This window comes from Burkholderia sp. Se-20373, assembly GCF_017104705.1.
Lineage (GTDB): Bacteria > Pseudomonadota > Gammaproteobacteria > Burkholderiales > Burkholderiaceae > Burkholderia.
On record NZ_JAAGPH010000055.1, the window covers coordinates 20,604 to 46,655 of the forward strand.

Annotated in this window: 24 protein-coding genes; 4 read left to right on the forward strand and 20 right to left on the reverse strand. The window is 64.1% G+C overall.

The features are described from left to right. Positions 1-38: 38 nt before the first annotated feature. From G3N96_RS19280 to G3N96_RS19295, 4 genes are read right to left on the reverse strand one after another with little or no spacing between them, the layout of a single operon-like run. A complete protein-coding gene (locus tag G3N96_RS19280) occupies positions 39-1,913 on the reverse strand; it encodes a nucleoside-diphosphate sugar epimerase/dehydratase (RefSeq protein WP_206138152.1) in 1,875 nt (624 codons plus the stop codon). Positions 1,914-1,925: 12 nt separating this feature from the next. Beyond that, a complete protein-coding gene (locus tag G3N96_RS19285; protein WP_206138153.1) occupies positions 1,926-2,942 on the reverse strand; it encodes a glycosyltransferase family 4 protein in 1,017 nt (338 codons plus the stop codon). 5 nt (positions 2,943-2,947) lie between these two features. Beyond that, positions 2,948-3,913, reverse strand: coding sequence for an SDR family oxidoreductase (locus G3N96_RS19290; protein ID WP_124576646.1), 966 nt, complete (start codon positions 3,911-3,913; stop codon positions 2,948-2,950). Then, positions 3,910-4,854, reverse strand: coding sequence for a glycosyltransferase family 2 protein (locus tag G3N96_RS19295; protein WP_124576645.1), 945 nt, complete (start codon positions 4,852-4,854; stop codon positions 3,910-3,912). The genes G3N96_RS19290 and G3N96_RS19295 overlap by 4 nt, the downstream gene beginning before the upstream one ends. Positions 4,855-5,044: 190 nt before the next feature. Between G3N96_RS19295 and G3N96_RS19300 the strand changes: the two genes are divergently transcribed. Both G3N96_RS19300 and G3N96_RS19305 read left to right on the forward strand, forming a co-directional pair. Then, positions 5,045-7,420 carry a glycosyltransferase gene (locus G3N96_RS19300; protein ID WP_241022728.1) on the forward strand — a complete coding sequence of 792 codons (2,376 nt, stop codon included), beginning with the start codon at positions 5,045-5,047 and terminating at the stop codon, positions 7,418-7,420. A 117-nt stretch (positions 7,421-7,537) separates the two neighbouring features. Continuing rightward, positions 7,538-8,206 carry an acetyltransferase gene (locus G3N96_RS19305; protein ID WP_124576643.1) on the forward strand — a complete coding sequence of 223 codons (669 nt, stop codon included), beginning with the start codon at positions 7,538-7,540 and terminating at the stop codon, positions 8,204-8,206. A 48-nt stretch (positions 8,207-8,254) separates the two neighbouring features. Here G3N96_RS19305 and G3N96_RS19310 read toward each other — a convergent pair whose 3' ends face one another. Both G3N96_RS19310 and G3N96_RS39880 read right to left on the reverse strand, forming a co-directional pair. Beyond that, positions 8,255-10,222, reverse strand: a complete 1,968-nt coding sequence (locus G3N96_RS19310) for a glycosyltransferase family 2 protein (protein ID WP_206138155.1) — start codon at positions 10,220-10,222, stop codon at positions 8,255-8,257. Beyond that, on the reverse strand, positions 10,212-11,171 hold the full coding sequence (locus tag G3N96_RS39880; protein WP_260431199.1) for a glycosyltransferase family 4 protein: 960 nt from the start codon (positions 11,169-11,171) through the stop codon (positions 10,212-10,214). The genes G3N96_RS19310 and G3N96_RS39880 overlap by 11 nt, the downstream gene beginning before the upstream one ends. Between G3N96_RS39880 and G3N96_RS39250 the strand changes: the two genes are divergently transcribed. Further along, positions 11,166-11,582: a hypothetical protein gene (locus G3N96_RS39250; protein WP_241022729.1), complete on the forward strand. Its 417-nt coding sequence runs from the start codon at positions 11,166-11,168 to the stop codon at positions 11,580-11,582. The two genes, G3N96_RS39880 and G3N96_RS39250, sit on opposite strands and share 6 nt — an antisense overlap. A 29-nt stretch (positions 11,583-11,611) precedes the next feature. On the opposite strand, the gene G3N96_RS19320 is transcribed toward G3N96_RS39250, so the two are convergent. From G3N96_RS19320 to rfbB, 8 genes are all read right to left on the reverse strand, one after another. After that, a complete protein-coding gene (locus G3N96_RS19320; protein ID WP_124576640.1) occupies positions 11,612-12,922 on the reverse strand; it encodes a glycosyltransferase in 1,311 nt (436 codons plus the stop codon). Continuing rightward, a complete protein-coding gene (locus tag G3N96_RS19325; protein WP_206138164.1) occupies positions 12,909-14,054 on the reverse strand; it encodes a DegT/DnrJ/EryC1/StrS family aminotransferase in 1,146 nt (381 codons plus the stop codon). The genes G3N96_RS19320 and G3N96_RS19325 overlap by 14 nt, the downstream gene beginning before the upstream one ends. Positions 14,055-14,133: 79 nt before the next feature. Then, a complete protein-coding gene (locus tag G3N96_RS19330; RefSeq protein ID WP_089439378.1) occupies positions 14,134-15,447 on the reverse strand; it encodes an ABC transporter ATP-binding protein in 1,314 nt (437 codons plus the stop codon). Next, a complete protein-coding gene (locus G3N96_RS19335) occupies positions 15,437-16,243 on the reverse strand; it encodes an ABC transporter permease (protein ID WP_089455712.1) in 807 nt (268 codons plus the stop codon). The genes G3N96_RS19330 and G3N96_RS19335 overlap by 11 nt, the downstream gene beginning before the upstream one ends. Positions 16,244-16,319: 76 nt before the next feature. Beyond that, on the reverse strand, positions 16,320-17,216 hold the full coding sequence (gene rfbD, locus G3N96_RS19340; RefSeq protein ID WP_206138156.1) for a dTDP-4-dehydrorhamnose reductase: 897 nt from the start codon (positions 17,214-17,216) through the stop codon (positions 16,320-16,322). Beyond that, positions 17,213-17,761 (reverse strand): dTDP-4-dehydrorhamnose 3,5-epimerase, encoded by a 549-nt coding sequence (gene rfbC / locus G3N96_RS19345; RefSeq protein ID WP_089460516.1) that lies wholly within the window; start codon positions 17,759-17,761, stop codon positions 17,213-17,215. The genes rfbD and rfbC overlap by 4 nt, the downstream gene beginning before the upstream one ends. Then, positions 17,746-18,639 (reverse strand): glucose-1-phosphate thymidylyltransferase RfbA, encoded by an 894-nt coding sequence (gene rfbA / locus G3N96_RS19350; RefSeq protein ID WP_206138157.1) that lies wholly within the window; start codon positions 18,637-18,639, stop codon positions 17,746-17,748. The genes rfbC and rfbA overlap by 16 nt, the downstream gene beginning before the upstream one ends. Positions 18,640-18,650: 11 nt before the next feature. Beyond that, positions 18,651-19,712, reverse strand: a complete 1,062-nt coding sequence (rfbB, locus tag G3N96_RS19355; protein WP_206138158.1) for a dTDP-glucose 4,6-dehydratase — start codon at positions 19,710-19,712, stop codon at positions 18,651-18,653. A 336-nt stretch (positions 19,713-20,048) separates the two neighbouring features. Between rfbB and G3N96_RS19360 the strand changes: the two genes are divergently transcribed. Continuing rightward, positions 20,049-20,888: a symmetrical bis(5'-nucleosyl)-tetraphosphatase gene (locus G3N96_RS19360; protein ID WP_206138159.1), complete on the forward strand. Its 840-nt coding sequence runs from the start codon at positions 20,049-20,051 to the stop codon at positions 20,886-20,888. 39 nt (positions 20,889-20,927) lie between these two features. Here G3N96_RS19360 and G3N96_RS19365 read toward each other — a convergent pair whose 3' ends face one another. The 6 genes from G3N96_RS19365 to G3N96_RS19390 form a co-directional block, all read right to left on the reverse strand. Next, complete coding sequence (locus G3N96_RS19365; protein WP_206138160.1) at positions 20,928-21,785, reverse strand: lysophospholipid acyltransferase family protein; 858 nt, start codon at positions 21,783-21,785, stop codon at positions 20,928-20,930. A gap of 19 nt (positions 21,786-21,804) precedes the next feature. Then, a complete protein-coding gene (locus G3N96_RS19370; protein WP_206138161.1) occupies positions 21,805-23,085 on the reverse strand; it encodes a dihydroorotase in 1,281 nt (426 codons plus the stop codon). Positions 23,086-23,137: 52 nt separating this feature from the next. Next, entirely contained in the window at positions 23,138-24,169 is a 1,032-nt protein-coding gene (locus G3N96_RS19375; RefSeq protein ID WP_006476735.1) for an aspartate carbamoyltransferase catalytic subunit, read from the reverse strand. Between the two features lie 73 nt (positions 24,170-24,242). Continuing rightward, the gene (gene pyrR, locus G3N96_RS19380) at positions 24,243-24,755 is read right to left on the reverse strand and encodes a bifunctional pyr operon transcriptional regulator/uracil phosphoribosyltransferase PyrR (RefSeq protein WP_206138162.1); all 513 of its coding nucleotides are present in this window, start codon (positions 24,753-24,755) and stop codon (positions 24,243-24,245) included. Continuing rightward, a complete protein-coding gene (gene ruvX, locus G3N96_RS19385) occupies positions 24,742-25,191 on the reverse strand; it encodes a Holliday junction resolvase RuvX (protein WP_206138163.1) in 450 nt (149 codons plus the stop codon). The genes pyrR and ruvX overlap by 14 nt, the downstream gene beginning before the upstream one ends. Further along, on the reverse strand, positions 25,188-25,766 hold the full coding sequence (locus G3N96_RS19390; protein WP_124576630.1) for a YqgE/AlgH family protein: 579 nt from the start codon (positions 25,764-25,766) through the stop codon (positions 25,188-25,190). Before G3N96_RS19390 ends, ruvX begins: the two co-directional genes overlap by 4 nt. Positions 25,767-26,052: the final 286 nt, after the last annotated feature.

A 26,052-nucleotide genomic window follows, 5' to 3' on the forward strand; every position in this document is an offset into this window, starting at 1 on the left:
CTGGTCGCTGCGTGGCCCGACCGCACGGTCCTCGGCGTTCAGCGGTTCGACGCGACCCGTACGCTCTTCAGCGCCGGAACGGCAGCCGTTTGGTACTCGGGCACCCAGCGCCGCAAGTCGCGCCGCACTTCGTCGTCGGGCAGGACACGATGCTGCATCAGCCACGGCAGCAGTTCGTCGAGGAAATTGTCCGGCACTTCGCGCGCCCGCGCGATCCGCAGCTTCGGATGCGGCGTGCGCGTCGTCGCTTCGTCGTCCGCGAGCAACTCCTCGTAGAGCTTCTCGCCGGGCCGCAGCCCGGTGAATTCGATCCGGATCTGCTCTTCCGAGAAGCCGTACAGGCGGATCAGGTCGCATGCGAGATCGACGATCTTCACCGGCTCGCCCATGTCTAGAATGAAGATCTCGCCGCCATGCCCCATGCTCGACGCCTGCAGCACGAGCTGCGACGCTTCCGGGATCGTCATGAAGAAACGCGTGATCTCCGGGTGCGTGACCGTGACCGGGCCGCCCTTCGCGATCTGCTGCTGGAACTTCGGGATCACGCTGCCCGCGCTGCCGAGCACATTACCGAAACGCACCGTCTCGAACTGCGTGCGCCCGCTCGTCTGCTGCAGCGCCTGGCAGGTCATTTCGGCGAGGCGCTTGCTCGCGCCCATCACGTTGGTCGGATTGACGGCCTTGTCGGTCGAGATCAGCACGAAGTGACGCACATCGTGGCGAATCGCCGCGCGGGCCACGCGATAGGTGCCGAGCACATTGTTGCGCAGCGCCTGCCACGCGTTGTGCTCCTCCATCAGCGGCACGTGCTTGTAGGCGGCTGCGTGGAACACGATGTGCGGCGCATGACGCGACATCACCTGGTCGAGCAGCAGCGAATCCTTTGCATCGCCGATGATCGGCACGACCGGGAGGTCCGGGAAGCGCTCGCGCAGTTCCTCGGTCAGCCGGTACATCGCGTACTCGGACAGGTCGAACGCGACGAGCTGCGCCGGCGCGAAGCGCAGGATCTGCCGGCACAGCTCGGAGCCGATCGACCCGCCCGCGCCCGTCACCATCACGACGCGGCCGCGCAGCAGCGCCTCGACGTGCGGCGTGTCGATCGTTACAGCATCGCGGCCGAGCAAATCCTCGAGATCGATGTTCCTCACCTGCGACAGGAAGCCCTGCCCCGGCATCAGCGCGGTCAGCGACGGCAGCACCATCGCCTTCACACCGGCCCGCACGCACAGCGTCGCGACGCGGCGCTGCGTCTCGACCGACGCTGACGGAATCGCGATGATCGCGTATTCGACCTTCAGTGCGTCGGTCCAGTGCTTGAGATCGTTGAAGGAGCCCAACACCTTGTAGCCGTAGATTTCGCGGCCCTGCTTCTTGACGTCGTCGTCAAGCAGGCCGACGAGGCGCCACTCTCCAGAACGCGACAATTCGCGCGCGAGGCTCGCGCCGGCCGTGCCCGCGCCGAGCACCAGCACCGGCTTGCCCTTGCCGACGAGCCCGCCGTACAGGTAATACTCCTTCGTCGCGCGATACAGCGCGCGTGCGCCTCCCATCGCAAGGAACAGCATCAGCGGCGACACGAGCAGCACCGAGCGTGGAATGATCGGCACCGGCTGGAACATCACGGCGCCGATCATCACGATCACGCCACCGCCGCCAACTGCCTTCGCGATACGCATCAGGTCTGGCAGGCTCGCGAACACCCACAACCCGCGATAGAGGCCGAACACGTGGAACATCAGCGCGTACACGGGCAGCACCCACGTCAGCGCCATCACCGCGCCGCTCAGGAAATCGGTCGGGACACTACCGTTGAAGCGGACGAGATAGGCGAACAACCACGCTGCAAGCACCGCCAGCAGGTCGAACAGGAAAGCACTCAATGACAGCCAAGATGCTTTGGATCGCAACATCGGCGGGAGACCTCAAGATTTGTTTTCGGTGGCCATGCCGACACGGCGCCAGCGCGCGTCGATCACGCAACCGATGCACGCAAGAACGCCATACCAGGCGACAAACAGCCCCCACTGCTGCAGTGTGGGACGGCCCAACGCCCACAGGGCTACAATTATGCCCGCGAGCATCACGAGGTACCAGTAGATGGCAGTGCGACGATGGCCGGTGCCGGAGCGCACCATGCGCTGATAATAATGCTCCCGGTGCGCCTGCCAGAACTTTTCGCCGCGTAACAAACGTCTCGCAAGTGTTACAGATGCATCCGCAATAAAGGGCGAGAACACCATCGCCGGAAACCAGATCGGCCAAACCCCGCCTCGCCAGCCCCAGTAGCCGAGCGCGCCCGCCATGAACCCGAGCGGAATCGAGCCCGCGTCACCGAGAAACAGCTTCGCTGGATGGAAATTCAGCAACAGGAAGCCGAACGCGGCACCTGCGATCGCCGCGCCGCCCGCCACGAGATCCGGCTCCGGCTGCGCGCCCGCCAGTGCGGCGACCGCATACGCGCCGAAGCCGAACAGCGCCATGCCGCCGGCAAGGCCGTCCGCGCCGTCCATGAAGTTGTACAGGTTGGTCAGCCAAACCATTCCGAAGCCGATGCCGACGAGAAGCCACCACGGCGCGGCGGCCGGATAGACGGCGATCAGCGCGACGACCGCGGCAAGGTGTGCCGCGAACCGGATCCGCGCCGGCAGCCCGCGCCGATCGTCGAGCTGCGACAGCGCGGCGAGGCCCGCAGCGGCAACAGCGATCAGCCACATCGACGGCGCGAGCCACAGCATCGCGATCACGGATACCGGCACGATGCCCCAGCCGCCGACACGCGGCGTCGGCAGTGTATGCAGCGAACGGTCGTTCGGAATATCGGTCGCGAGGCGCCAGGCCAGCCCCGTCGCGAGCAGCGTCCGCAGGATAAGGGTCGAGGCGAAGGCAGCGGCTATGGCTACGCCGGTCACCGTGAGCCACGTGGTAATCGCGGGATGCATATTGTCTATTTCTGTTTGTCGCGCGAACGATACCACGCGGCGGTCGCCTCGAGGCCCTGTCTCGTCGTATAGGGCGGTCGCCAGTCGAGCATGCGCTTCATGCGGCCGGCGTCGAGCTGCAGGCTGCCCGTCAGGCGGTCGACGGCGGCACCGCGGCCTGTCAGCTTGCCGAGCGCGCGCAGCATTGCGGCCGGTACCGGGAACAGCCGTGCCGGCCTGCCAAGCGCGTCGCCGACCAGCCTCAGCAACCCCGCCACCGACGGCGCGTCGTCGTCGGCGACATGAAAGCACTCGCCCGCTGCCCGTGGATCGGTTGCGCACCGCAGCAGCGCGTCAGCGAGATTGTCGACATAGACGAGGCTGCGGCGCGCCTCGATCGCGCCGAGCGGCAGCGGCAATCCTCGCGCGACGGCGTCCATCATTCGCAGGAAGTTGGCCCGCACGCCGGGACCGTATACCAGCGGCGGACGGACGGTGACCACATCGATACCCACCTGCCGCCCGAATTGCGCAAGTGCCTGCTCCGCACGCAGTTTCGAACGCCCGTATGGATCCTGCGGCGCGGGTGCGACGTCCTCCGCGAGCGGCACGCCGCGATCGCCCTCACCGATCGCCTTGATACTGCTGGCAAACACGAAGCGTCGCGCGCCGTGCCCGTGCGCCGCTTCGGCAACGCGCAGCGTCCCTGCAACGTTGGTCGCCTCGAACGCGGCGTCCGGATCGGGAGACTCGTCGCGCATCACGTGGACTCGCGCGGCTAGGTGGATCACGCAATCGGCCTCCAGATCATCGGGCCACGCGTGTGCGAGCCCGGCGAAATCCGGCGCGTCATGCACCCACTCGCGAACGCCGTCGACGCACCCGCCGGGACGGCGTACCAGCGCCGTGACCGTATGTCCTGCCGCGAGTGCCAGCCGGCAGACCGCGCGGCCGACGAAGCCGTTTGCACCTGTCACGACGAGGCGGGTCACCACAGCCTCCAGCCGAAGCGGTTATAGAACTTGAACGCCGACGCCGCGAACATGCGGATGTGCGCGGCACCCTTGCGGGATGCGCCGCCGCCGTGATGAGTCACGCGCGCCAGCGGCAAGTAGACCGTGCGTGCGCACTCGCCGGTCCGCAAGCTGAGGTCGTAGTCCTCGAAGTAGAGGAAATAGCGTGGATCGAAGCCCCGCAGACGCGCGAGCACTTCGGTGCGGAACAGCATGAAACAGCCGCTGACGATAGGCGGATCCCACACGACGTCGGTTTCGTTGATACGGTCGCGCATCTCGTAACTTGCCAGCCGGCGCTCGAACGGCGGCCGCAAGGCTGCGGGCAGGAATCCCCTGACCAGAAGATCCACCAGCGCCGGATAGCGGCGGCACAGATACTGGATCCGGCCCGATTCGTCACCGATGCGAGGCGACAGCAAACCTGCTTCAGGATGTGCGTCGAGAAAGTCGAGCGCGTGCACGAGTGCATCCGGCTCGAGGTCGATATCGGGATTCAGGATCAGGTGATAGCGGCTGCGTGCTGCTTCGATCGCAAGGTTGTGCCCACGTCCGTAGCCAACGTTGCCGTGACCGGACAGCACGCTGCAAGAGATGCCAGCCTGCTCGAATGCGGCACGGTCGGCTGCCAAGTCAGGCAAGCCGCCGTTGTCGACAAGGCAAACGCTGATGACACCGCCGCCGCGCACGGGCCGGAGACGCGCGCACGCCGCACGGAGGCTGGAGAACGTACGAGCGAGAAGTACCTCGTCCGGACGGTACGTCACGATGGAAATCGACAGTATTTCGTCGACGGGGTGCGGTGAGCGAGTGGATGCTTGCGGATGAGAAGTCACGAGCTGACTATTGTTTACATTTGGCGCGTAAGGCGCGTTACTAGTGTGCGCAGGCAGGCCAGCCCGTGCAACCGAGATTGCCATTTGTAGCAATTATGACGTGGCGGCGCGCACCACAGGGCCATGACGGGAAAAAGGGGGACAAGGTAGGGGCTCGTCTGCACGGTGCGGGCAGCCATCGCGTGCGCTGCCCGCCGCCCCGACGGGCGCCGAAACGCCAAATGCTTCTGTATATAATGCGTGACCTCGATACGCATCCGGCCAGTTGCACCCTATGTTTGATATTTCGGTGATTCTCAACGCCCACAATGAGGGCGGCATCATCAACCGGACGTTGCGGTCCCTGACTGAAGCGGCAGACTTCGCAAGAGCCCGCGGTATCACCCTGGAAATTGTCGTCGTCCTCGACAACCCGAACGAAGCAACCCGTTCCGTCATCGCGTCGGCGGACTTCTCCAGTTTTGATGGAGTCCAGACGATCGAGGTATCGAACCGGTCTCTGGGCTTGAGCCGAAACTCCGGTTGTGCAATTGCACGAGGCGAATATTTCGCCACGGCCGATGCGGACGATCTCGTGTCGTTCAATTTCTTCGTCGAAGCGCTGGCAGCTGCCAAGCGGTACGGCAATGACGCACTGCTGTTCCCGCAGTACCTGATCGCATTCGGTTCGATGTACTTCATTACCGAGTACGGCGAAGCAGACCTGATGCCGTTCCTGCTTGCTGACATCCATCCGTACGTGTCGCGCGTATTCTTCCATCGCTCGACATTCGATCGTCTCAAGTACGTTCACTGCGACACGCAACGCGGCCACGCGTTCGAAGACTGGCACTTCAATTCATGTGCGATCGCGCTCGGGATGAAGGCGCACTACATCCCCGATACGGTTCTGTACTACCGTCAGCGGCAGCAAAGCATCATGGCGGCCGCGCGCAATCAGAGCGTCGAACTCGAAACGCCGGACACCGACCTGTTCGACCCGGACGTCTACCTTCGTGTGTTTGCCGACGACTATCGTGCCTATCGCGCCGGCGAACGTGCGTTGCCGCCGTGGTACGACGTCAAGCAGAAGTTCCTCGGCAGCCGGATGCTGTCGGATATGACCGAAGCCGCCAACCGGATCGATCCTGCCGTCGATACTCTATCGCTGCGGCACGGCAGCCAGACGAGCGCGATGTGGTCGACGCCCGAGCCCTCCGCTGTCTACTACGAAATGTGCGAAGCCATTCGCGACGCCGGACCGATCACGGACGTGTTCCTGATTCCGTTCCTGCCCGCCGGCGGCGCGGAGCGCTACGTTCTCGACGTGATGAACGGCCTGCTGGCAAGCGGTGCGTCTAAACGCATCCTCGTGCTATCCGGCGAACCAATGGAAAAGCATGCGTGGCTGTCGCGGCTGCCCGACGCTGCGATCTTCGTCGACGTCGCGCTGCTCGGCAAGGATCTCGACGATCGTCAACGCGACCGCATCACCGCACGCCTGATTCGCGCAGCGGCGCCCGACGCCCGGCTGCACATTCGCGCATGCGTGTTTTCGCATCGCATGCTGAGCCGCCATTTCGCGCAATTCAGCGGACGTGATGTCACGTACTACCGTTTCTGCGACACGCGCGTCTACGAAGACGACGTCTCGATCATTTCGGGCGGCGCGGTCGAGTTTCTGACGAACAACATCCAGCACATCACACGGATCGTCACCGACAATGAACAGACGGTCGTCGACGACAAGTTCATCTTCGGTGCCAGCGCATCCCGCTGGATCAATCTTCCCGCGCTGCTGCACGGCATCAAGGAGCCGACGATTCATGCGACGCCGCGACGACGCCTGCTGTGGGCGTCGCGGCTGGACGGCCAGAAGCGGCCGCAACTGGCCGTCGCGCTGTCGAAGTACTTCGCGCAGAGCGACACCGGCATCACGCTCGACCTGTATGGCGGCATCACGCCAGGTTTCGAAATCGACCTGTCCGGTGCAAATTACAAAGGGCCGTTTTCAGCATTCGCGGATCTTCCCCTGCACGAGTACGACGCCCTCGTCTATACGTCGTGGTTCGACGGATTGCCGAACGTGATTCTCGAAGCCATGGGCTCGGGACTCCCGGTCATCGCACCGAACATCGGCGGCATCGGCGAAGCCGTGCTCGACGGTCAGACCGGCATGCTCATCGAGGCATCCAACGACATCGACGAAGCCGTCGACACGTATCGAGAGGCCATCGAGCGCTTGTACGCACAACCCGATCTGCTCGGAGCGCTGTCGAAGCGCGCTTCCGACTACGTTCACGACAAGCACGGCGACGCACAATACGTCGCGAACATTCAGCGGATATTCGGTATGAATGCCTCCCATCAAGAATCCCGTCAGCCTGCCCAGGTGCCCGCCAATCAAGCCGCTTCGTCCGCGGAAAACCAGGAAGAACTGCGTCGACTGAGACGGGAACTCGCCGACGCGCGCGCAAAGCTGCTCGTTCATGCGCGCGAAGCCGATATCCTCAGGAACGAGTCGGTCGAACTGCGGCAGTACGCGAACCAGTGGGTCGCGTTTCAGCGCGCACGGATTTTCATCATCTATCGCGCGTATCTGCGCCTTCACCGGATTCCAGTACTCGGCCCGCTGCTGCGGGCAATCATGCGGCCGTTCACGGGAAAGTGATCGCCGCTCCGTCCCGCCGCCATACCGTGCAAACCGGACGCGCGCACCCCGCATAATGAGGTTGCCCGCCAGGTATCGCTACCGTTAGACTGCCCCCCATTCAGACCGGAGTGAATGATGGAGCGAATCGCTATTTTCGGGTGCGGCGGGTTCGGGCGCGAGATCCTGCCGCTGGCACGACAACATCAAGCCCGGACCGGTGCTGGTTCGGCATCCGGAATCGTCTTCGTCTCCGACACGCCGTCGGAAATCGGCACCGTCCAGAACGGCGTCGAAGTCATTTCCTTCGATGCCCTCATCACGCCGGCGCATCGCGACCGCGCGGTCGTCGTGTCGCTCGGTTCGTCCGCGGCCCGCCGCACGCTGGTCCAGCGCTGCGAAAGCGAAGGCCTCGCGTTCGGCTCGCTGACTGCCGGTTCGCATATGTCGCTCGACAACGTCGAGATCGGCGAGGGCGCGGTGTTCTGCGATTTCTCGATGTGCACATCGGATATCAGGATCGGCCGCCATTTCCAGTGCAACATCTACAGCTACGTCGCTCACGACTGCGTGATCGGTGATTTTGTGACTTTCGCTCCGCGCGTCGCCTGCAACGGCCGGATCGTGATCGAAGACGATGCGTATATTGGCACAGGCGCGGTGCTGAAGCAGGGCACGCCCGACAAACCTTTGACGATCGGCAAGGGTGCGGTGATCGGTATGGGGGCCGTCGTGACCAAGGACGTACCACCGGGCGTGACCGTCGTCGGCAACCCAGCCGCACCGATGGTGAAACGTCCGGCCTGAGCCGGACGAGGCGCACGCCGCGGCATGCGCCGCGGCGTACCGCTGCGGTCAGTCAGGCCGCTCCTGTCCGTGAGCGACCATTACACCGGGCTGCACATATCCGAGCAAGCCTGCGTAGGTTTCGGCACTCGTCCACGTGATGCGGTCGAAATACGAATTGAATTCCCGCAGGAAATTGAGCACGGGGGGCGGCGCGTCCGCCGCGACGAACATCTCGCATCGCCGCCCCTGCCGCCACGCTTCCTTCAGTTGAGCTATCGACGGCATCGATTTCGCGTCGCTCGAAAACTGCACGGCCGGCCCGGTTCGATCGCGCCCGCCACAGAGCCATCTGGTGGCAAACTGCCGGCGCACGATATTGGTCTTCCTGAACTGGCCGACGCTGTCCGACGACGTGACGGATCGCGTATGGATCCGATGCCGATAGAGCGGCTCATGCAGGTAATGGAAACTACCGAATTCCGCGATCTTCAGCGCCAGTTCCCAATCCTGGATCCCGGAATACGCGTCGATCGAACCACCTGACTGCAGATATGCATCGCGTCGAATGACCTTCAGATGCGACGCGACCATGCCGTCGAGCAGATCTTCCTTGATGCCCTCGTCGTTCCTGAACGCAATAGCCGGATACCCGCCGTAGTCGGCCCGCCGGATTTCGTTGCCACTTTCGTCGATGTCGAATCGGTCCGTGAACAGGTAATCGCACGGCTGCCCCTGCGTCACGACCTGCGCGACACGGGACAGCGCGCCGTGCGCCAAAGCATCGTCACAATCGACAAACGCAATGTATTCTCCGGCCGCCTGTGCGACAGCCTCATTCTGCGTGCGCGAAATGCCCTTGTTCTCGCTGTTGAGGACAATCCGCACGTTCGGGTGACTTCCCTGCAGCGCGCGCAACAGCGCCGTCGTACGCGCATCGGGAGAACAATCGTCGACACAAATGATCTCGAATGCGACGTCCTGCTGCTCGATAACGGACAGCAGGCAACCATCGATATAGTCGAAATGGTTGTATGCGGGGATCACGACGCTGATGAGCGGCGTCGCCGACGCCGGCATCTTCGCGATGGCCGCCTGCAGTCGTGTGAGCTTCTGCATGTGCAGGTCGACGGGAGCGGCCGGCGACGCGGCAGCGCCCGCTCCGGCTGCACGCGGGGCGCGCAACTGCGCGATTTCCTCTGCGTACGCGGGGTGCTTCCGATAGAAATTCTCGAACCAGTCGACCGCAGACTCGAAAAACGCCGGTTCGCGCGCGGACACCATCGCATCGATCTTGGCAGCCGCGTGCAGCCAGCTCTTGCCCATCTTCACATAGGACCGGCGCATGCTTTGCGCGTGCTGCCGGTAGATCGCGTTGTGTGCGTTGATATAGGCCATACGTGCGCCGCGCGCACTCAGGACGCACCAGAACAGCCAGTCTTCCTTGGCGCGCGCGGATGTATCGAACGGCGCATCCAGCAACACGGCGCGGCGGAACAGTGCACAATGAATCGGGATCGCGAAGCCTCGCTCCCATTTGTACAGAAAATCGGACAGCACGAGCGCCGAATGTGCGATTGCCTCGTCATGCTTCGAAAAGACCGAGCGGGAATCGTCACACAACAGGAAGTTGGACACCGATACGTCGAGCGCATTCGCCACCTGGAAATGCGCAACCTGCAAGTCGAGCTTCGGCGGAACGATGAGGTCGTCCGCATCCAGCAATTGCACGAATTCGCCGTTCGCAGCGGCAATACCCGTGTTGCGCGCGCCCGAAAGCCCCGCGTTCTGCTGCGAAATCACCCGTACTGCGGGCGACAGCGCTTCCGCCGCGCGCAAGTGAATATCGGTCCGGGATGCCGTGCTGCCGTCGTCGACGACGATGATCTCCAACGGCCCGCGGTATGCGTCGAGCACCGACGAGATAGACTCATTCAGATACTGCGCCTGATTGAAACAGGGGATTACCACCGATACGAGCGGCAACGACAAATCACGCGAGTCGTCCGTGCCCGATTCCTTCCGGTCAGATCCCATAACCTTCCAACTCCTTGACGTGCTCGACGAACCGCTGCCACGTATGTCGCCCGTCGATCAGCTCGACGAGCGCGCGTGCGCGCGCTTCGACTTCCTGCGAATTCGAAATGACTGACTCCATCGCCGCGCGATAATCGGCGACATCCGGCTTCTCCGACAGCAGATATCCGGTCGAATCCGATATCAGCTCGCCCACGCCGCCGACCGACGGCGCGATGATCGGTACGCCCAACGTCCCGATTTCAAGCAGGATGTTCGGCATGCCTTCCCATTTCGACGTGAAGATGAAGCCGGTGTACGCACGATCACGCATCAGCTCTTCCGGGGACGTGAACGGCCCCATCAGATGCAGGTTCGCGAGATCGGGAAGCTGCTCGCTGACATTCACGACGGCCTGGCCGTAAACGTAGAAATCGATGTGCGGGCACGCCTGCACTAGCACCAGCAGCAGGTCGACGCGCTTTTCCTTGTCGAGTCGCCCAGCCCACAGAAACGCCGGTCGACGCCCCGCCAGATCCTGCCCGCGGCTCGCGATGCGCGCGAGCGCCCGGGCCTTCCACCCGGCGGTCGCCATGCGGCTGGGGTTGTACACGGCGCGCAGCTTGTCGCCCTGCTGCCCGAGGCTGTACTCGGCGCGTGCATCGGTCACGAAGCGCTGGTTGTCGGACAGCAGCGCAGTCAGCGCCGGCAACCCCGGTTGCAAGAAATAGGCCGCATAGCCTATCTTGCTCTTGCCGTCCTCGGCGAACTGGAACGCGAAAATGCTGGCGAAGAGGCGCGTGATTTCCTTGAGCTGCCGCCCTTGCGCGATGATCGCGTTCCACGCAACCTCGCTGTTGATGTTGTGGAATACGGCAGGCCGGATCGCCAGCAGCATGTCGTACAGCAGCGCCTGCTTCAGCGCGTACGAATCGTCGCGCGTGAAATCGCGCAGGACGACCACATGCACACCGTCGATCCACGCAACGCGTTCGTCGACCAGATCGCGATCGGCAACGACGAGCAGGATCTGACGGTCGGGATGGAGCTCGCGGAGCGCTTTCGAGAAATTGAGCGCGACATTCTCCGCGCCTCCCGTTCCAAGGAACGGCACGGCAATGATATGGCTGACATTTCTCACGCCACGCTGCGCGAGGTCGAGCATCAGGTGTTGCAGGCGCGACTCACGCGCGTGGTCGAGCAACACCTCACGCGTAACGGCAGACCGCAGCGCCTGACGAATCGACGTGCCGTGGCGCAACGACGTGATGACCGGCGAAATGGCCTTGCGGACGCGCCACTTCGCCTCCTGGCTCAACGGCAGGCGATGATAGACGCGTTGTGCAAAGTACAGAAGATGCTGGTATCGCGGCATGGTTAGATATCTTGGATCATTCGCGGGGGCACGGGCTATCGGCTCAGGCGCCGGTACAGATTATCCGCCTTGCCCCAGATGGTGCCCCTGACACGATCGAGTTCCGTCTGCGCGTCAGCCAGGCTGGCAGTGAGCCGCCCTTCCCGGTCGGCTGCGGCACGCAACTCCGCTTTCGCGTGCTCGAGTTCCGTGGCGACACGTTCGTGCTCTGCACGCACCTGATCCAGTTCGGCAAGCGCACGGTCGCGCTCACCTCGAATCAGCAGTTGAAACGTCGCGGCGCCTGCAGCCGCCTGCGCGTTCGCCGCCGGTGCCGGCGCCGAACCATCGTACTCGCCCTCCGGCTTCGACAAACGCTCGCGAACGGCGGCAAAAGCCTGCGGCGACCACCCGGACGCGAGTCTCGTGACGAACGCGGTCAGCTCGCCATTGAAGAACAGATGCGGCGGAATCCTGAACGTGTCCTCGTGACGGTCGTACACGCGCAGCATCTCGATCAGCTCCAGGAACCGCCGCCAGTCGCCGTCAATCTCGAAGAAGCGCCCGACGAACGACTCCATGCTCTTGCGGAGCAGGTCGAAGCGCTCGATCCGCTCGAGGTACGGATGCACGACGCCGCCGGAGATATCCGCATACTCCCACATCAGCGCATCGCGATTGCGATGCGTCACGTTGCCGCCGTGCGCACGGTAAAGGAGGAGCGCGTCTTTCATCACATGAAACCGGGCGCCGCCGGCGAGCGAACGCAGCCAGAAATCCCAGTCCGGCGAGTAGGTCAGGTCCTCCCGGAAAAAGCCGATCCGGTCATGCGTGGACTTCCTGACCAGCACGGTCGAATGGCACAGATGGTTCTCCCACACCCAGCTGTCGGGCGCGTTCAGGTCGAGATCCTGATTGAACCACGGCGCATAGAAGCATTTGTCGGGGTCGACCGGCTGGCTCGATGCATCGATCTCCGCCATGAAGCTGCCGCAGATATCGACATCCGGATGGGCGTCCATGAACGCAACCTGCGCCGCAAGCTTCTCGGGCACGAACACGTCGTCGGAATCCAGGCTCGCGATGAATTCACCGGACGCGAGACGCAGCGCCGTGTTGTACGCCGCGCACGCGCCCTGGTTGCGCTCCTGGCGCACCGCGCGAATCCGCGGATCATCGAACTGCTGGATGACCTCCCAGGAATCGTCTGTCGAACAGTCGTCGACAATGATCAGCTCCCACGACGCGTACGTCTGGGACAGCACCGACCGGATCGTCTCCCCGATGAATCTGCCGTAGTTGTAAGACGTCGTGAGAACGCTGACACGCGGCCGCGAATCCCCGATCGAATAATTATTGTTTGCCATTGCAGATGTATTGAATGATGTCGACGATGCGATTCGCCCCGTCTTCCCCAAGCTCGCCGTACAGCGGCAACGCGAGTACTTCGCGCGACACTCGCGTCGCAACCGGCAAGCGCCCGGGATCGGCGCTCGGCAGCGCGCGATAGCAATTGTGCTCACTACATAGCGGGTAGAAATAGCGCCGCGAAAATACGTTGAACTGCTTCAGCGTGTCGTACAACCGGTCGCGCGACACGCCGCATGCCTGTGCGTTCACGCGCACGATGAAATACTGCATGCTGTGGCCAACGTTCGGAGGCAGGCGGAAGCATGTGATGCCGGGAATCTCGTCCAGGCGACTCAGGTAAACCTGTGCAACGCGCTGCCGCGCGGCATGCTCCGCGTCGTAATGGGCAAGATTGACGAGACCCAGGGCCGCCTGTACTTCGTTCATCTTGCCATTAGTACCCGGCATGATGACTTCGGTCTCGTTCAAGATTCCGAAATTCTTCAGCAGATCGACGCGCCGCTTCATCGCCTCGTCAGCCATTGCCAGCCCGCCACCCTCGGCCGAGTGAAACAGCTTCGTCGCGTGGAAGCTGTACATCGTCGCATCGCCGAACTCGGCGACCGGCTTGCCGTCGATTTCCGTGCCGAACGCGTGCGCGCCGTCGTAGAGCACCTTGACGCCGTACTGCTCACGAATGCGCTCGAACGCCTTCACGTCGCACGGCATCCCATACACGTGCACGCCGAGCACGCCCGTCGTGCGCGGCGTGATCAGCGCTTCGGCCACGGCCGGATCAATGGTCAGCGTTTCCTCGTCGATGTCGCAAAACACCGGCGTCACGTTGTTCCAGTGCAGCACATGCGGCGTCGCGGGAAACGTGAACGGCGTCGTAATGACTTCACCGGCGAGCCGCAGTGCCTGGCAGGCGACGAGCAACGCGCTCGTCCCGTTGTTGAAAAGCGAGAAGTGCCGTGCACCGAGCCGCTTCGCGAGCGCCGCCTCCAGCTCAACGTGCTTCGCACCGCCGTTCGTCAGCCAGGCGCTGTCCCAGATGTCTTCCAACTGCGACATGAACTCGCCAAGCGGCGGCAACATCGGTTTCGTCACATAGATCGGACTGGCGAAACCATCCGGCTTTTGTCTCATAGGGCGCTCCTGATTGATTCCTCGTGCGGATCCGCACGCGCCGGCCCCGGCGCCGGATCCACTGCCGGCCAACGCTACGTCAGGCCACCGTCTTCGACAACAGCCGCGTCTGGACCTTGTTGTCGAAATGTACGGCGCCATAAAGCGGCAGGTAGGTGCCGCGCGAGACGTTGAATTGCACGGCGATCGGCACATGATCACACGTGTCGACCTGGCCGATGCTCAGGTCGGTCGGCACTGACGTGGCCGCACTGATGCTGTAATCGCCGCCGCGCAGCGATACCTTGAACGTCCAGTCGACCACGTGGACTTCACCCGCGTGAACGTCGTACAAATGCGCGTGCTCGAGGCCGGTGTCCGAGTACGCGATATCGAACCCGTTCTTGTCGCGCAGGTGATAGCCGAATGCCAGCAGCGGCAGATCTTCCTCGACGCTCACGATCATTCTCAGCGTCACGGTGTCGCCGTAGGTAACCTGGCGTGTCGCGCGCCCCTGTTCGTTCAACAACTGCACGTTGACGAAGCTTGCGCGGCCGTTGCGGATCCGCTGGAACGCCGCCTGCTTCTGGAATTCGTCCGCGCCGTCGTTGAGATCGGCATCGAGCTCGGCGATCTGCGTCGACGGCGCCTCGTCGTCGGCAATCACGTGCTGCTTCTTGCGGACATAAGACGAGTAATACGACTCGATCACATGGTCCGTCGATCCGACAGCAAGCATGTTGCCGTGATCGAGCAGGATCGCGCGGTTGCACAGCGCCTTCACCGAACCGGGGTCGTGGCTGACGAACAGCAGCGTCGTGCCCCGATCCATCAGCTTCTTCATCACGGCCATGCACTTCGCCTGGAACAGCGCGTCACCGACCGACAGCGCCTCGTCGACGATCAGGATGTCCGGATTGACGTGGATCGCGACCGAGAATGCGAGGCGCACGTACATGCCCGACGAGTACGTCTTCAGCGGCTGGTTGACGAAATCGCCGATCTCGGAGAAATCGACGATGGCCGGATACTTCTCTTCCAGCTCTTCCTCGCTCATCCCGAGAATCTGGCCGTACAGCATCACGTTTTCGCGACCGGTGAACTCGGGATTGAAGCCCGACCCGAGCTCGAGCAGCGCCGCAACCTTGCCGTTCGTTTCAACTGTGCCGGCGCTCGGCGCGAGCGTCCCAGAGATCACCTGGAGCAGCGTGGACTTTCCCGAGCCGTTGTGACCGACAATCCCCACCGTCTCGCCGCGCGCGATATCGAACGAGACATCGCGCAACGCCCAGAACTCCCGGTAATACTGCTTGCGGGAGCCGAACAGCATCTGCATGAGGCGTGCACGCGGGTTATCGTAAATATGAAAGACCTTGCTCAGATCCTTCACGCTGACTGCAAGATCAGAGGACATCTGCGAATCCTTTCCGCGTGCGATTAAACCATTGGTAGCCCAGTACCGCGACGCCGATACTGACGATCATCATCACCGACACACCGGTCCAGCTCGGCACGGTTCCAAAGATCACGACGTTGCGGCTTTGCTCGATGACGAACGCGATCGGATTCATTCCGACGATATGCTGGTAACTGGCCGGCAGTGAGCTCACCGGATAAAACACCGGCGTCAAGAACATCAGCACCGTCGTCACGAGCCCGATCGACTGGCCGATGTCCTGGATGAACACGCCCAGCGACGCCAGGAACCAGCAGACACCGAGGGTGAACAGGATGAACGGCAAGACGATCAGCGGGAAATACAGGATCGTGAGATGCACTTGGAAACCCAGCACGAGCATCGCGAGCACCAGCACGCAGAAGCTGATCGCGGCATGGAACAGCGCGACGAGCAGCGCGACGACAGGCAGCACCTCGAGCGGAAACACGACCTTCTTCACGTAGTTCGCGTTACTGATGATCAGTGATGGCGCACGGTTCACGGCTTCCGAGAACACCTGGAACATGATCATCCCGACGAACAGCACGACTGCAAATTCCGTCTTCGAATCAGATCCGGTATTCCAGCGTGCCTTGAAAATCACGCTGAACACAAACGTGTAGACGGTCAGCAGCAGCAACGGGTTGAAGAACGACCACAGCAGGCCGAGCACCGAGCCGCGATATCGGCCGACCACTTCGCGGCGCGCCATTTGGAGGATCAGGCGGCGATGCCGCCAGATAGGAAGTGATGGTTGAATGATTTCCCGCATGACAATCTCTAGCTAAACCATGCCGTACGAACGACTCGGCATGTAGTGTGATGTGCACCGCCCGGATCGGGCAGTATCAGGCATCGAACAGTTCCGCGAGGACGAGTGCAAGCCCGTCCGACCACTGCGGTCGGTGCAGTCCGAAACGCTCGTCGAACCGCGTGTTGTCGAGCACCGAGAAGGTCGGACGCGGCGTCTTCGCCGGATACTCGGCTGCGGGGATCGGCTTCACTTCGCGGACAGACAGGCCTGTCCGTGGGGACAGGCTTCTGGCGCCGGCAAAAATGGCTTCCGCGAACGCGTGCCAGGTCGTCTGGCCTTGCGCCGTCATGTGATAAAGGCCGCTCGCGAACGATCCCGCCCGCCGCTCGACGAGCGCTTTCGCCGCCGCGTGCGCGGTCAGGTCCGCAATCGTGCGCGCGCTCGTCGGCGCGCCGAACTGATCGCTGACGACCGACAGCGTCTCGCGACTCGTACCCAGCCGAAGCATCGTGCGCAGGAAATTCTGGCCGCGCGACGCGTAGACCCACGACGTGCGGAACACGAGCCAGTCGCCGCCGGCGTCGGCGATCGCCTGTTCGCCGGCCAGCTTGCTCGCACCGTAAGCGTTCAGCGGGCGCACGTCGTCGGTCTCGGCATACGGCGTTCGCTTGCTCCCGTCGAACACATAGTCGGTCGAGAAGTGGATCAGCAACGCGCCACGCTTCCGGGTGGCACGCGCGAGCGCGCCCGCCGCATCGCGATTGATTGCAAATGCAGTGTCGGGCTGGTCCTCGGCACGATCCACCGCGGTATACGCAGCCGCATTGACCACGAGATCGGGCGCGAGCGCGTCGACATATGCAGCGACGGCCGCCGCATCGCCGAGATCAACGACTTGACGTGTCGCGGCGACCACCTCGCCCAGCGGTTGCAGCGCACGCACGAGCTCCCATCCGACCTGCCCTTTCGCCCCCGTCACGAGAATCTTCATGCGTAGGTCTCCAGATCCGCCAGCACGGTACCTGCGAGATCCTTCGGTGCAATCACCGGAGCGCCGTCGAGCGGCCAGTCGATGCCAACGTGTGTGTCGTTCCACAGCAGCACGCGCTCGAATTCGGGATACCAGAAATCGGTCGTCTTGTATTGAAACGTCGCCGCCTCGGACATCACCAGAAAGCCGTGCGCAAATCCGGCAGGCACCCACATCTGCAGGTGATTTTCCGCGGACAGAACGCTGCCAACCCATTTGCCGAACGTCGGCGAAGAACGACGCAGATCGACGGCGACGTCGAACACCTTGCCTTCGACGACGCGGACCAGCTTGCCCTGCGCGTGGCGGACCTGATAATGCATCCCGCGCAGCACGGACTTGACCGAGCGCGACTCGTTGTCCTGAACGAACTCGACATCCGCAACCTGCTCACGGAATTCCCGCTGATTGAAGCTCTCGAAGAAATACCCGCGAGCGTCGCCGAAGACCTTGGGCTCGATCAGCTTGACGTCTGGAATTGCCGTGGAAGTTACCGTGATTGCCATAGAATCTTGTCCGTCAGTAGGTTCTTCAGATATTGCCCGTACGCGTTCTTGGCGAGAGGCGCGGCGAGCGTCAGCAGGCGCTCGGCATCGATCCAGCCCATTCGGTAAGCAATCTCCTCGGGGCATGCCACCACGAGGCCCTGGCGCTTCTGCAAGGTCGCGATGAAAGCCGCAGCCTCCATCAGCGAATCGTGCGTGCCCGTGTCAAGCCATGCGTAGCCGCGCCCCATGATCTCCACCTGCAGCTTGCCTGCTGCGAGATAACGGGAATTGACGTCGGTGATTTCAAGCTCGCCGCGCGCTGACGGCTTGATGTCGGCCGCAATGTCGCACACGTCGTTGTCGTAGAAATAGAGGCCAGTCACGGCGTAGCGGGAGCGCGGCTGGGCCGGCTTCTCCTCGATCGACATCGCGCGCATCTGGTCGTCGAATTCGACGATGCCGTATCGCTCCGGATCCTGCACGTGATAGGCAAAGACGGTCGCGCTTCCGGTACGCCCATTCGCCGCGTGAAGCTGCTTCGCGAGATCGTGACCGTGGAAGATGTTGTCGCCGAGCACCAGTGCGCTCGGATCGTTGCCGATGAAGTCCCGCCCGATGATGAACGCCTGCGCGAGCCCGTCGGGCGACGGTTGGATCGCGTACTGCAGGTTCATCCCCCACTTCGAGCCGTCGCCCAGCAACGCCTCGAAGCGCGGCGTGTCCGCCGGCGTCGAAATGACCAGCACGTCGCGAATGCCCGCGAGCATCAACGTCGAAAGCGGGTAGTAAATCATCGGCTTGTCGTACACCGGCAGTAGCTGCTTCGACACCGAGTGGGTAATCGGATACAGCCGCGTGCCCGAGCCGCCGGCGAGAATAATGCCTTTACGTGCCATCGATCAGATCCTCACGTGCGTTGCGCATAGTTCGTTTCGACCCACTTGCGGTAATCGCCTGACGCGACCTCGTCCACCCAGACCTGATTGTCGAGATACCAGCGCACGGTCTTCGCGAGCCCCGTCTCGAACGTCTCGGCCGGCTTCCAGCCGAGCTCGCGCTCGAGCTTGCGCGCATCGATCGCGTAGCGCCGGTCATGGCCGGGACGATCCTTAACATAGGTGATCTGGTCGCGATACGATCCCGTCGCCTTCGGCCGCGCCGCGTCGAGCAGATCGCAGAGCGTGTGCACGACGTCGAGGTTCTTCTTCTCGTTCCAGCCGCCGATGTTGTACGTCTCGCCCGGCACGCCGCGCGCAAGCACTTCGCGGATCGCACTGCAGTGATCGCCGACGTACAGCCAGTCGCGCACATTCTGGCCATCGCCGTAGACCGGCAGCGGCTTGCCGGCGAGCGCATTTGCGATCATCAGCGGGATCAGTTTCTCCGGGAACTGGTACGGACCGTAGTTGTTCGAGCAGTTCGTCGTGAGCGTCGGCAGACCGTACGTGTGGTGATACGCACGCACCAGGTGGTCGGAGCCGGCCTTTGTCGCCGAATAGGGGCTGTTCGGGGCGTAAGGCGTGGCTTCCGAGAACTGAGGATCGGTCGCGGACAGCGACCCGAACACCTCGTCGGTCGACACGTGCAGGAAGCGGAACGCCTCCTTGTCCGCATCGTTCAGGCCGTTCCAATGCGAGCGTGCCGCTTCGAGCAGCGTAAACGTACCGACAACGTTGGTCTGCACGAAATCGGCAGGCCCGTGGATCGAACGATCGACGTGGCTCTCGGCCGCAAAGTGGATCACTGCGCGCGGCTTGTGCTCGGCAAACAGCGCGTCGAGTGCCGCACGATCGCAGATATCGACACGAGCGAACACATGATCCGAATTCCCGTCGAGCGGCGCCAGCGTACGCAGGTTGCCCGCATAGGTCAGCTTGTCGACGTTGAGCACGGCTTCGTCGGACACATCCATCCAGTCGAGTACAAAATTGGCACCGATAAAACCCGCGCCGCCGGTAACCAGGATCATGAAACACCCTCTAGTAATAATGTGCGGCGCGCCTGGCAGGCGCTCATCGCACTTCTTGTCATGTCACAGTGGCCAAGTCTCGGCCGATCAGGCCCGGCATTTTAACCGGTCGCCCTACCAGCAAAGTCACGAGATGTTAATTTCGGAGCGAAAATGTCAATTATAGGAATCCAGCCGGTGCCAACTCCATGCTGCTAACAACTTGATACAGCGCGAGGCCCTTGCGCCACGAAAATAGCATGCTTGGCAGGCCGCCCGATGTGGAACAGCCGTTGCGCCACCGTATATTCATACGATATTCCCAAGTTCACCTCGTTTCGGTACGATCTGACCCTCATGCTTTCCTCCCCCATCGCCATCGGCGACATCCAAGGCTGCCATTCCGCTTTCCAGTCTTTGCTCGAAAAGCTTTCAGCCCCCGCCGACACGCCGCTGTGGATCGCCGGCGACGTCGTCAACCGCGGCCCGGACTCCCTCGCCTCACTACGCGCACTCGTCGACCTCGGCCCGCGCGCGACCGTCGTGCTCGGCAATCACGACCTGCACCTGCTCGCGGTCTCCGCCGGCCTGCGCACCGAACGCCCTGGCGACACCATCGGCGAGATCCTCGACGCACCCGACGCCGATGCGCTGCTCGACTGGGTCCGCCATCGCCCGTTCGTGCATGCGGAGAACGGGATGCTGCTCGTGCACGCAGGCGTGCTGCCGCAATGGGACACTACACTCGTGCTCGAGCTCGCCGACGAACTCCAGCGCGCGCTACGCGCACCCGACTGGCGCGAAACGCTACAAAACCTGTACGGCAACGAGCCGAATCAATGGAGCCCGAACCTGAAAAAACGCGACCGGATGCGCGTCGCGTTCAACGCGTTCACGCGCGTGCGTTTCTGCACACCCGACGGTGCGATGGAATTCAAGGCGAACGGCGGTCCCGACAGCGCGCCGCCCGGCTACCTGCCGTGGTTCGACGTGCCGGGGCGCCGCACGGAGGACGTGACGGTCGTGTTCGGCCACTGGGCCGCGCTCGGCCTGATGGTGCGCGAGAACGTCGTCGCGCTCGATTCGGGATGCGTATGGGGAAACCAGTTGTCTGCCGTGCGGCTCACGGCCGATCCGGCACAGCGCACAGTCACGCAGGTGCAATGCGAAGCATGCCGCTCGCCGGGCGGCGAGTGACGTCAAACTGATTCGGGCGGCCGCCGGAAGTGCCGCGACTCAGCCCTCGCGCCCCGGCACCGGCTCCTCGGCCGCCGCGTCGCCTACCGCGCCGGAACCAACCTCGGCTGCCGGATACGCGTGCTTCTGCAGCTCCGCGAGCGACTCGGCCGTCGGTTTGCCGACCTTCTCCTGCAGCTTCACGAGCGCAGCCCCGATCGCATCACGCGCCGCCGCGGACGTGGCCCGCCGGTCGCCGCCCGGTGCAATCGGTTCACACACATAAAGGTGCGCGACGAGCGGCCCGCCGCGCAACACCATGTCGAGCGACGTGCCCAACGCCAGTTCGCCCGTATAGGCCGGCGCAACCGACTGCCGCCCCTGCGCATCCTCGTACATCAGGCAGATCGGCTGCACCGCGCAGCCGGCCGACACCGCAGCCTGGAACAGGTTCGCGTGGAACGGCAGCAGTTCCTGCCCGTCGGTCGTCGTCCCTTCCGGAAACACGCACATCAGCCCGCCGTTGCGCAGGCGCTCGGCCATCTCGTGCATAACGCGCATTGCCTCGGTGCGCTTCTCGCGCTGCAGGAACACGGTGTCGAGCTTCTCGGCGAGCCAGCCGACCACCGGCCACTGCCGCACCTCGGCCTTCGACACGAAAGGCGTCGGCCGCCACGCGTTGACCGTGTAGATGTCGAGCCACGACACGTGATTGCCGACCACGAGCGCGCTCGCGTCGAGCCGTGCGCTGTCGTTATGGACGACGAGACGCATCCCGCAGATCCGCAGCAGCTTGAGCGACCAGCGGCGTATCAGCTCGGCGCGGCGCGCCGGCGTGACGTGCGAAAAACGCAGCGCGACGATCGCCATGCCGCGCAACAGGTGAAAGACGAGACGCAGCTTGCGAATGGCAATCATGGCGATAGTCCGGCGTGGTTCAGTGGCGCTCGAACGCGACCTGCCCGGCCACGAGCGTCGCGCGCACGGTGGCCGGCAGTTCGTAGCCGAGGAACGGCGAGTTGTGGCCCTGGCTCTTCAGCGCACGCGGCTCGACGCGCCAATGGGCGCGCGGGTCGAACACGCACAGGTCGGCCGCGCCACCTTCGGTGAGGCGGCCGGCCGGCAACTTCAGCACGTCGGCCGGCGCGGACGTGATGCGGCGCAGCGCCTGCGCGAGCGGCGTACGCGTCTCTTCGGCCCACTTGAGCGTCAGCGACAGCAGCAGTTCGAGCCCGGTCGCGCCCGGCGTCGCTTCGCCGAACGGCAGCAGCTTCTCGTCGTCGTCGACCGGCGTATGGTCGGAGCAGATCGCATCGATCGTGCCGTCAGCGAGCGCCACGCGAATCGCTTCGCGATCACGCTCGCTGCGCAGCGGCGGATCGAGCCGGAACTGCGAATCGAAGTATCCGATGTCGACGTCGATCAGATGCAGGTGATTCACGCCAACGTCGCAGGTCACGGGCAGCCCCTCGGCCTTTGCCTCGCGCACGAGCGCGAGGCCGGCCGCCGACGACAGCCGCGCGAGGTGCACGCGTGCGCCCGTCACGCGCATCAGTTCGAAGATCGTGTGCAGCGCGATCGTCTCGGCCGCGACCGGCACGCCGGACAGCCCGAGCCGCGACGCCAGCGCGCCGCTCGCGGCGACACCGCCGCGGCCGATGAAGGCGTCCTGCGGGCGCAGCCACGTGGTGTAGTCGTAGGTGCTCGCGTACTGCAGCGCACGCAGCAGCACCTGCGTGTCGCGCACCGGCACGTTGGCGTGCGTGAACCCGACACAGCCGGACTCGGTCAGCGCGACCATCTCGGTGATCACCTCGCCCTTGAGGCCGACCGTCAGCGCGCCGAGCGGATGCACGTTCGCCTGGTGCAGGTTGCGCGCGCGGAACTTGAGCATCTCGACGAGGCCCGGCTCGTCGAGCACGGGGTCGGTATCCGGCGGGCACACGAGGGTCGTGACGCCGCCCGCGACGGCCGCGGCCATCTCGGACGCGAGCGTCGCCTTGTGCTCGTAGCCGGGCTCGCGCAGCCGCGCGCACAGGTCGACGAGGCCGGGCGCGACGATCATGCCCGCGGCGTCGATCGTGTTGTCCGCGTTGAAACCGGCCGGCGCCGCCGTGCCGAGCGCGGCGATCTTGCCGTCCGCGACGAATACGTCGGCCTGCTGTTCGGTGCCGGCGACCGGATCGATCAGCGTGCCGCCTTTGATATGAATCTTCATGCGCTGTCAGTGAATGCGTTGATTGCGTGAATAAGGAGGCGCGAAAGCGGGCTCAGTCGCTGTTGCCGGCGACGATGCCCATCACCGCCATCCGCACGGCGATGCCGAACGTGACCTGGTTGAGGATCACCGACTGCGGGCCGTCGGCGACCTGCGAATCGATCTCGACGCCGCGGTTCATCGGGCCCGGGTGCATCACGATCGCGTCGGGCGCGGCGAGCGCGAGGCGCTCGGGCGTCAGGCCCCAGGTCTTGAAGTATTCCTGCGCGGACGGCAGCAGCGCGCCGCTCATCCGCTCGTTCTGCAGGCGCAGCATGATGATCACGTCGACGCCCTTCAGCCCTTCGTCGAGGTTGTGGAACACCTTCACGCCCATCTGTTCGAGCCCGCCCGGCAGCAGCGTGCGCGGGCCGATCGCGCGCACTTCCGGCACGCCGAGCGTGGTGAGTGCATGGATGTCGGAGCGCGCGACGCGCGAATGCAGGATGTCGCCGACGATCGCCACGCGCAGCTTCGTGAAGTCGCGCTTGTAGTGACGGATCGTGTACATGTCGAGCAGGCCCTGCGTCGGGTGCGCATGGCGGCCGTCGCCGGCGTTGATCACGTGCACGTGCGGTGCGCAGTGCTCGGCGATCAGGTACGGCGCGCCGCTCGACGCGTGACGCACGACGAACAGGTCGGCATGCATCGCCGACAGGTTGTTGATCGTGTCGAGCAGCGATTCGCCCTTGCTCGTCGACGATGCATTGATGTTCAGGTTCAGCACGTCGGCCGACAGGCGCGTCGCGGCGATCTCGAAGGTCGTGCGCGTGCGCGTCGAGTTCTCGAAGAACAGGTTGAACACGGACTTGCCGCGCAGCAGCGGCACCTTCTTCACTTCACGGTCCGTCACGCTGACGAACTGCTCGGCCGTATCGAGGATGTGGTTGACGATCGAGCGCGGCAGGCCCTCGATCGACAGCAGGTGCTTCAGCTCGCCGTTTTTCGTGAGCTGCGGGTTGCCCTTCAGGAAGCCGTAGCGGAACCGGTCGGGGCTCGCGGCCGCAGCGGGATTGCCGGTGCGGCCAGTGGTGTCGGTGGTCATGGTGTGCGTGATTCCAACTATGCAAACGGGCCGCGGTGCAAACCAGCGGCCCGGGATACGGTTCGCGTGTCGTTCAGGCGCCGTGCGCCTCGACGCGCAGCGTGAACTGTGCATCGTCGCGTGCGAGCACGAGCGTCGCGCCGGCCGGCACGTCGAGCGCGCCGCTCGCGAAGCGCGCGGCGACCGGCAGCTCGCGGCCGCCGCGATCGGCGAGCACCGCGAGCTCGACCGCGGCCGGACGGCCGTAGTCGAACAGCTCGTTGAGCGCCGCGCGTACGGTGCGCCCGGTATACAACACGTCGTCGACGAGCACGATGCGCGCACCGTCGACTTCGAACGGCAGCGACGTCGGGCTGGCCTGGCTGTGCAGCCCCTTTTTCGCGTAATCGTCGCGGTGCAGCGCGACGTTCACGACGCCGAACGCCGGCGCGCCGAGATCGCGCGCGAGGCGCTCGGCAAGCCATGCGCCGCCGCTGTGAATGCCGGCGAGCCGCGGGCCGCCCGGTTCGGCGAAAGCCGTGCCGTACGCGGCGCGGATCTGGTCGAGCAGGACGCGGTAAAGCGCCTCGGCGTCAATGGTGCTCATGGTCGGACAATTGATCGAGATACTGTTGAAGGATGACGCGCGCGGCCTCGGCATCGAGCATCTCGGCCCGTGCGCGGCCGCGCACGTTGCGCTCGCGCAGCCCGGCCTCGGCCTCGACCGACGAATAGCGCTCGTCGACCCACGTGACGGGCAGCCCGAAGCGGCCGTTCAGCTGGTTGCCGAAGCGCTTCGCCTGCTGCGTCATGTCGTGCGGCGTGCCGTCCGGATGCACCGGCAGGCCGACGACGAGCGCGTCCGGCCGCCATTCGGCCAGCAGGTCGCCGACCGCCTTGAAGCGGTGTTCGCGGTTCAGGTTCTGGATCACGACGAGCGCACGGGCCGAGCGCGTCAGCGCATTGCCGACCGCGACGCCGATACGTTTTTCGCCGTAGTCGAACGCAAGGAGCGTCGCATCGCGCGCGCTCGCGCCACTCATGCGTGCCCTGCTTCGCCGGACAGCATCGACGAGCTGACGCCGAGCAGGCCGAGTGCGGCTTCGAAGCGCTCTTCGGCCGGCGTGTCGAACACGATGCGCGGATCGGCGGCGACCGTCAGCCAGCCGTTGCGGGAGATTTCTTCCTCGAGCTGCCCTGCCCCCCAGCCGGCATGGCCGAGCGTCAGCAGGAAGCGCCTCGGGCCGGTGCCCGTCGCGACCGCCTCGAGCACGTCCTTCGACGTGGTCATCTCCAGTCCGCCCTCGACGGACATCGACGAGTTGTAGCTCGCGCCCTCCACCGGCTCGTGCAGCACGAAACCGCGCTCGGTCTGGACCGGGCCGCCGAAGTACACCGGGATGTGCAGCAGCGGCTCGATGTCGAGCTTCAGGTCGATGCGGTTGAACAGCGATTCGAGGTCGATGTCGGTAGGACGGTTGATGACGAGGCCGAGCGCACCGCGCTCGCTGTGATCGCAAAGATAGACCACCGTTCCCGAGAACGTCGGATCGGCCATGTTCGGCATGGCGATCAGGAACTGGTTGGTGAGATTGATGCGATCGGAAGGCTTTGACATGGTTTGAATTTTAGCAAAGACGCCGCGGCCTGACCGGGCCGCGATCAACAAGCAACGCCGCACCGCGCTGGCAACGGCGCGCACGGATCACACGGCACTCTAACACGCGCGCGGGCGCTGTCGGCAGCGTGTTGCGGGCCCGCGCGGCAAGGGCCGCCGGCGCGTGTTCGTCCCCTTGTTCGTCAGGCACGGCCGAGCGCCGCGCCGAGCGCGCCGGACGCCGCCGTGAGGTCCGGTGGCGCGACGCCGGCCGCAATCTTCAGCAACGCCCCGCGCAGCATGTCGG

Bases quoted from the DNA above. Each gene is read 5' to 3' on its own strand.
- G3N96_RS19280 (WP_206138152.1), bottom strand. From the start codon at position 1,913: ATGTTGCGATCCAAAGCATCTTGGCTGTCATTGAGTGCTTTCCTGTTC.
- G3N96_RS19285 (WP_206138153.1), bottom strand. From the start codon at position 2,942: ATGCATCCCGCGATTACCACGTGGCTCACGGTGACCGGCGTAGCCATA.
- G3N96_RS19295 (WP_124576645.1), bottom strand. From the start codon at position 4,854: ATGGCAATCTCGGTTGCACGGGCTGGCCTGCCTGCGCACACTAGTAAC.
- G3N96_RS19300 (WP_241022728.1), top strand. From the start codon at position 5,045: ATGTTTGATATTTCGGTGATTCTCAACGCCCACAATGAGGGCGGCATC.
- G3N96_RS19305 (WP_124576643.1), top strand. From the start codon at position 7,538: ATGGAGCGAATCGCTATTTTCGGGTGCGGCGGGTTCGGGCGCGAGATC.
- G3N96_RS19310 (WP_206138155.1), bottom strand. From the start codon at position 10,222: ATGGGATCTGACCGGAAGGAATCGGGCACGGACGACTCGCGTGATTTG.
- G3N96_RS39250 (WP_241022729.1), top strand. From the start codon at position 11,166: ATGCACACCGTCGATCCACGCAACGCGTTCGTCGACCAGATCGCGATC.
- G3N96_RS19320 (WP_124576640.1), bottom strand. From the start codon at position 12,922: ATGGCAAACAATAATTATTCGATCGGGGATTCGCGGCCGCGTGTCAGC.
- G3N96_RS19325 (WP_206138164.1), bottom strand. From the start codon at position 14,054: ATGAGACAAAAGCCGGATGGTTTCGCCAGTCCGATCTATGTGACGAAA.
- G3N96_RS19330 (WP_089439378.1), bottom strand. From the start codon at position 15,447: ATGTCCTCTGATCTTGCAGTCAGCGTGAAGGATCTGAGCAAGGTCTTT.
- G3N96_RS19335 (WP_089455712.1), bottom strand. From the start codon at position 16,243: ATGCGGGAAATCATTCAACCATCACTTCCTATCTGGCGGCATCGCCGC.
- rfbD (WP_206138156.1), bottom strand. From the start codon at position 17,216: ATGAAGATTCTCGTGACGGGGGCGAAAGGGCAGGTCGGATGGGAGCTC.
- rfbC (WP_089460516.1), bottom strand. From the start codon at position 17,761: ATGGCAATCACGGTAACTTCCACGGCAATTCCAGACGTCAAGCTGATC.
- rfbA (WP_206138157.1), bottom strand. From the start codon at position 18,639: ATGGCACGTAAAGGCATTATTCTCGCCGGCGGCTCGGGCACGCGGCTG.
- rfbB (WP_206138158.1), bottom strand. From the start codon at position 19,712: ATGATCCTGGTTACCGGCGGCGCGGGTTTTATCGGTGCCAATTTTGTA.
- G3N96_RS19360 (WP_206138159.1), top strand. From the start codon at position 20,049: ATGCTTTCCTCCCCCATCGCCATCGGCGACATCCAAGGCTGCCATTCC.
- G3N96_RS19365 (WP_206138160.1), bottom strand. From the start codon at position 21,785: ATGATTGCCATTCGCAAGCTGCGTCTCGTCTTTCACCTGTTGCGCGGC.
- G3N96_RS19370 (WP_206138161.1), bottom strand. From the start codon at position 23,085: ATGAAGATTCATATCAAAGGCGGCACGCTGATCGATCCGGTCGCCGGC.
- G3N96_RS19375 (WP_006476735.1), bottom strand. From the start codon at position 24,169: ATGACCACCGACACCACTGGCCGCACCGGCAATCCCGCTGCGGCCGCG.
- pyrR (WP_206138162.1), bottom strand. From the start codon at position 24,755: ATGAGCACCATTGACGCCGAGGCGCTTTACCGCGTCCTGCTCGACCAG.
- ruvX (WP_206138163.1), bottom strand. From the start codon at position 25,191: ATGAGTGGCGCGAGCGCGCGCGATGCGACGCTCCTTGCGTTCGACTAC.
- G3N96_RS19390 (WP_124576630.1), bottom strand. From the start codon at position 25,766: ATGTCAAAGCCTTCCGATCGCATCAATCTCACCAACCAGTTCCTGATC.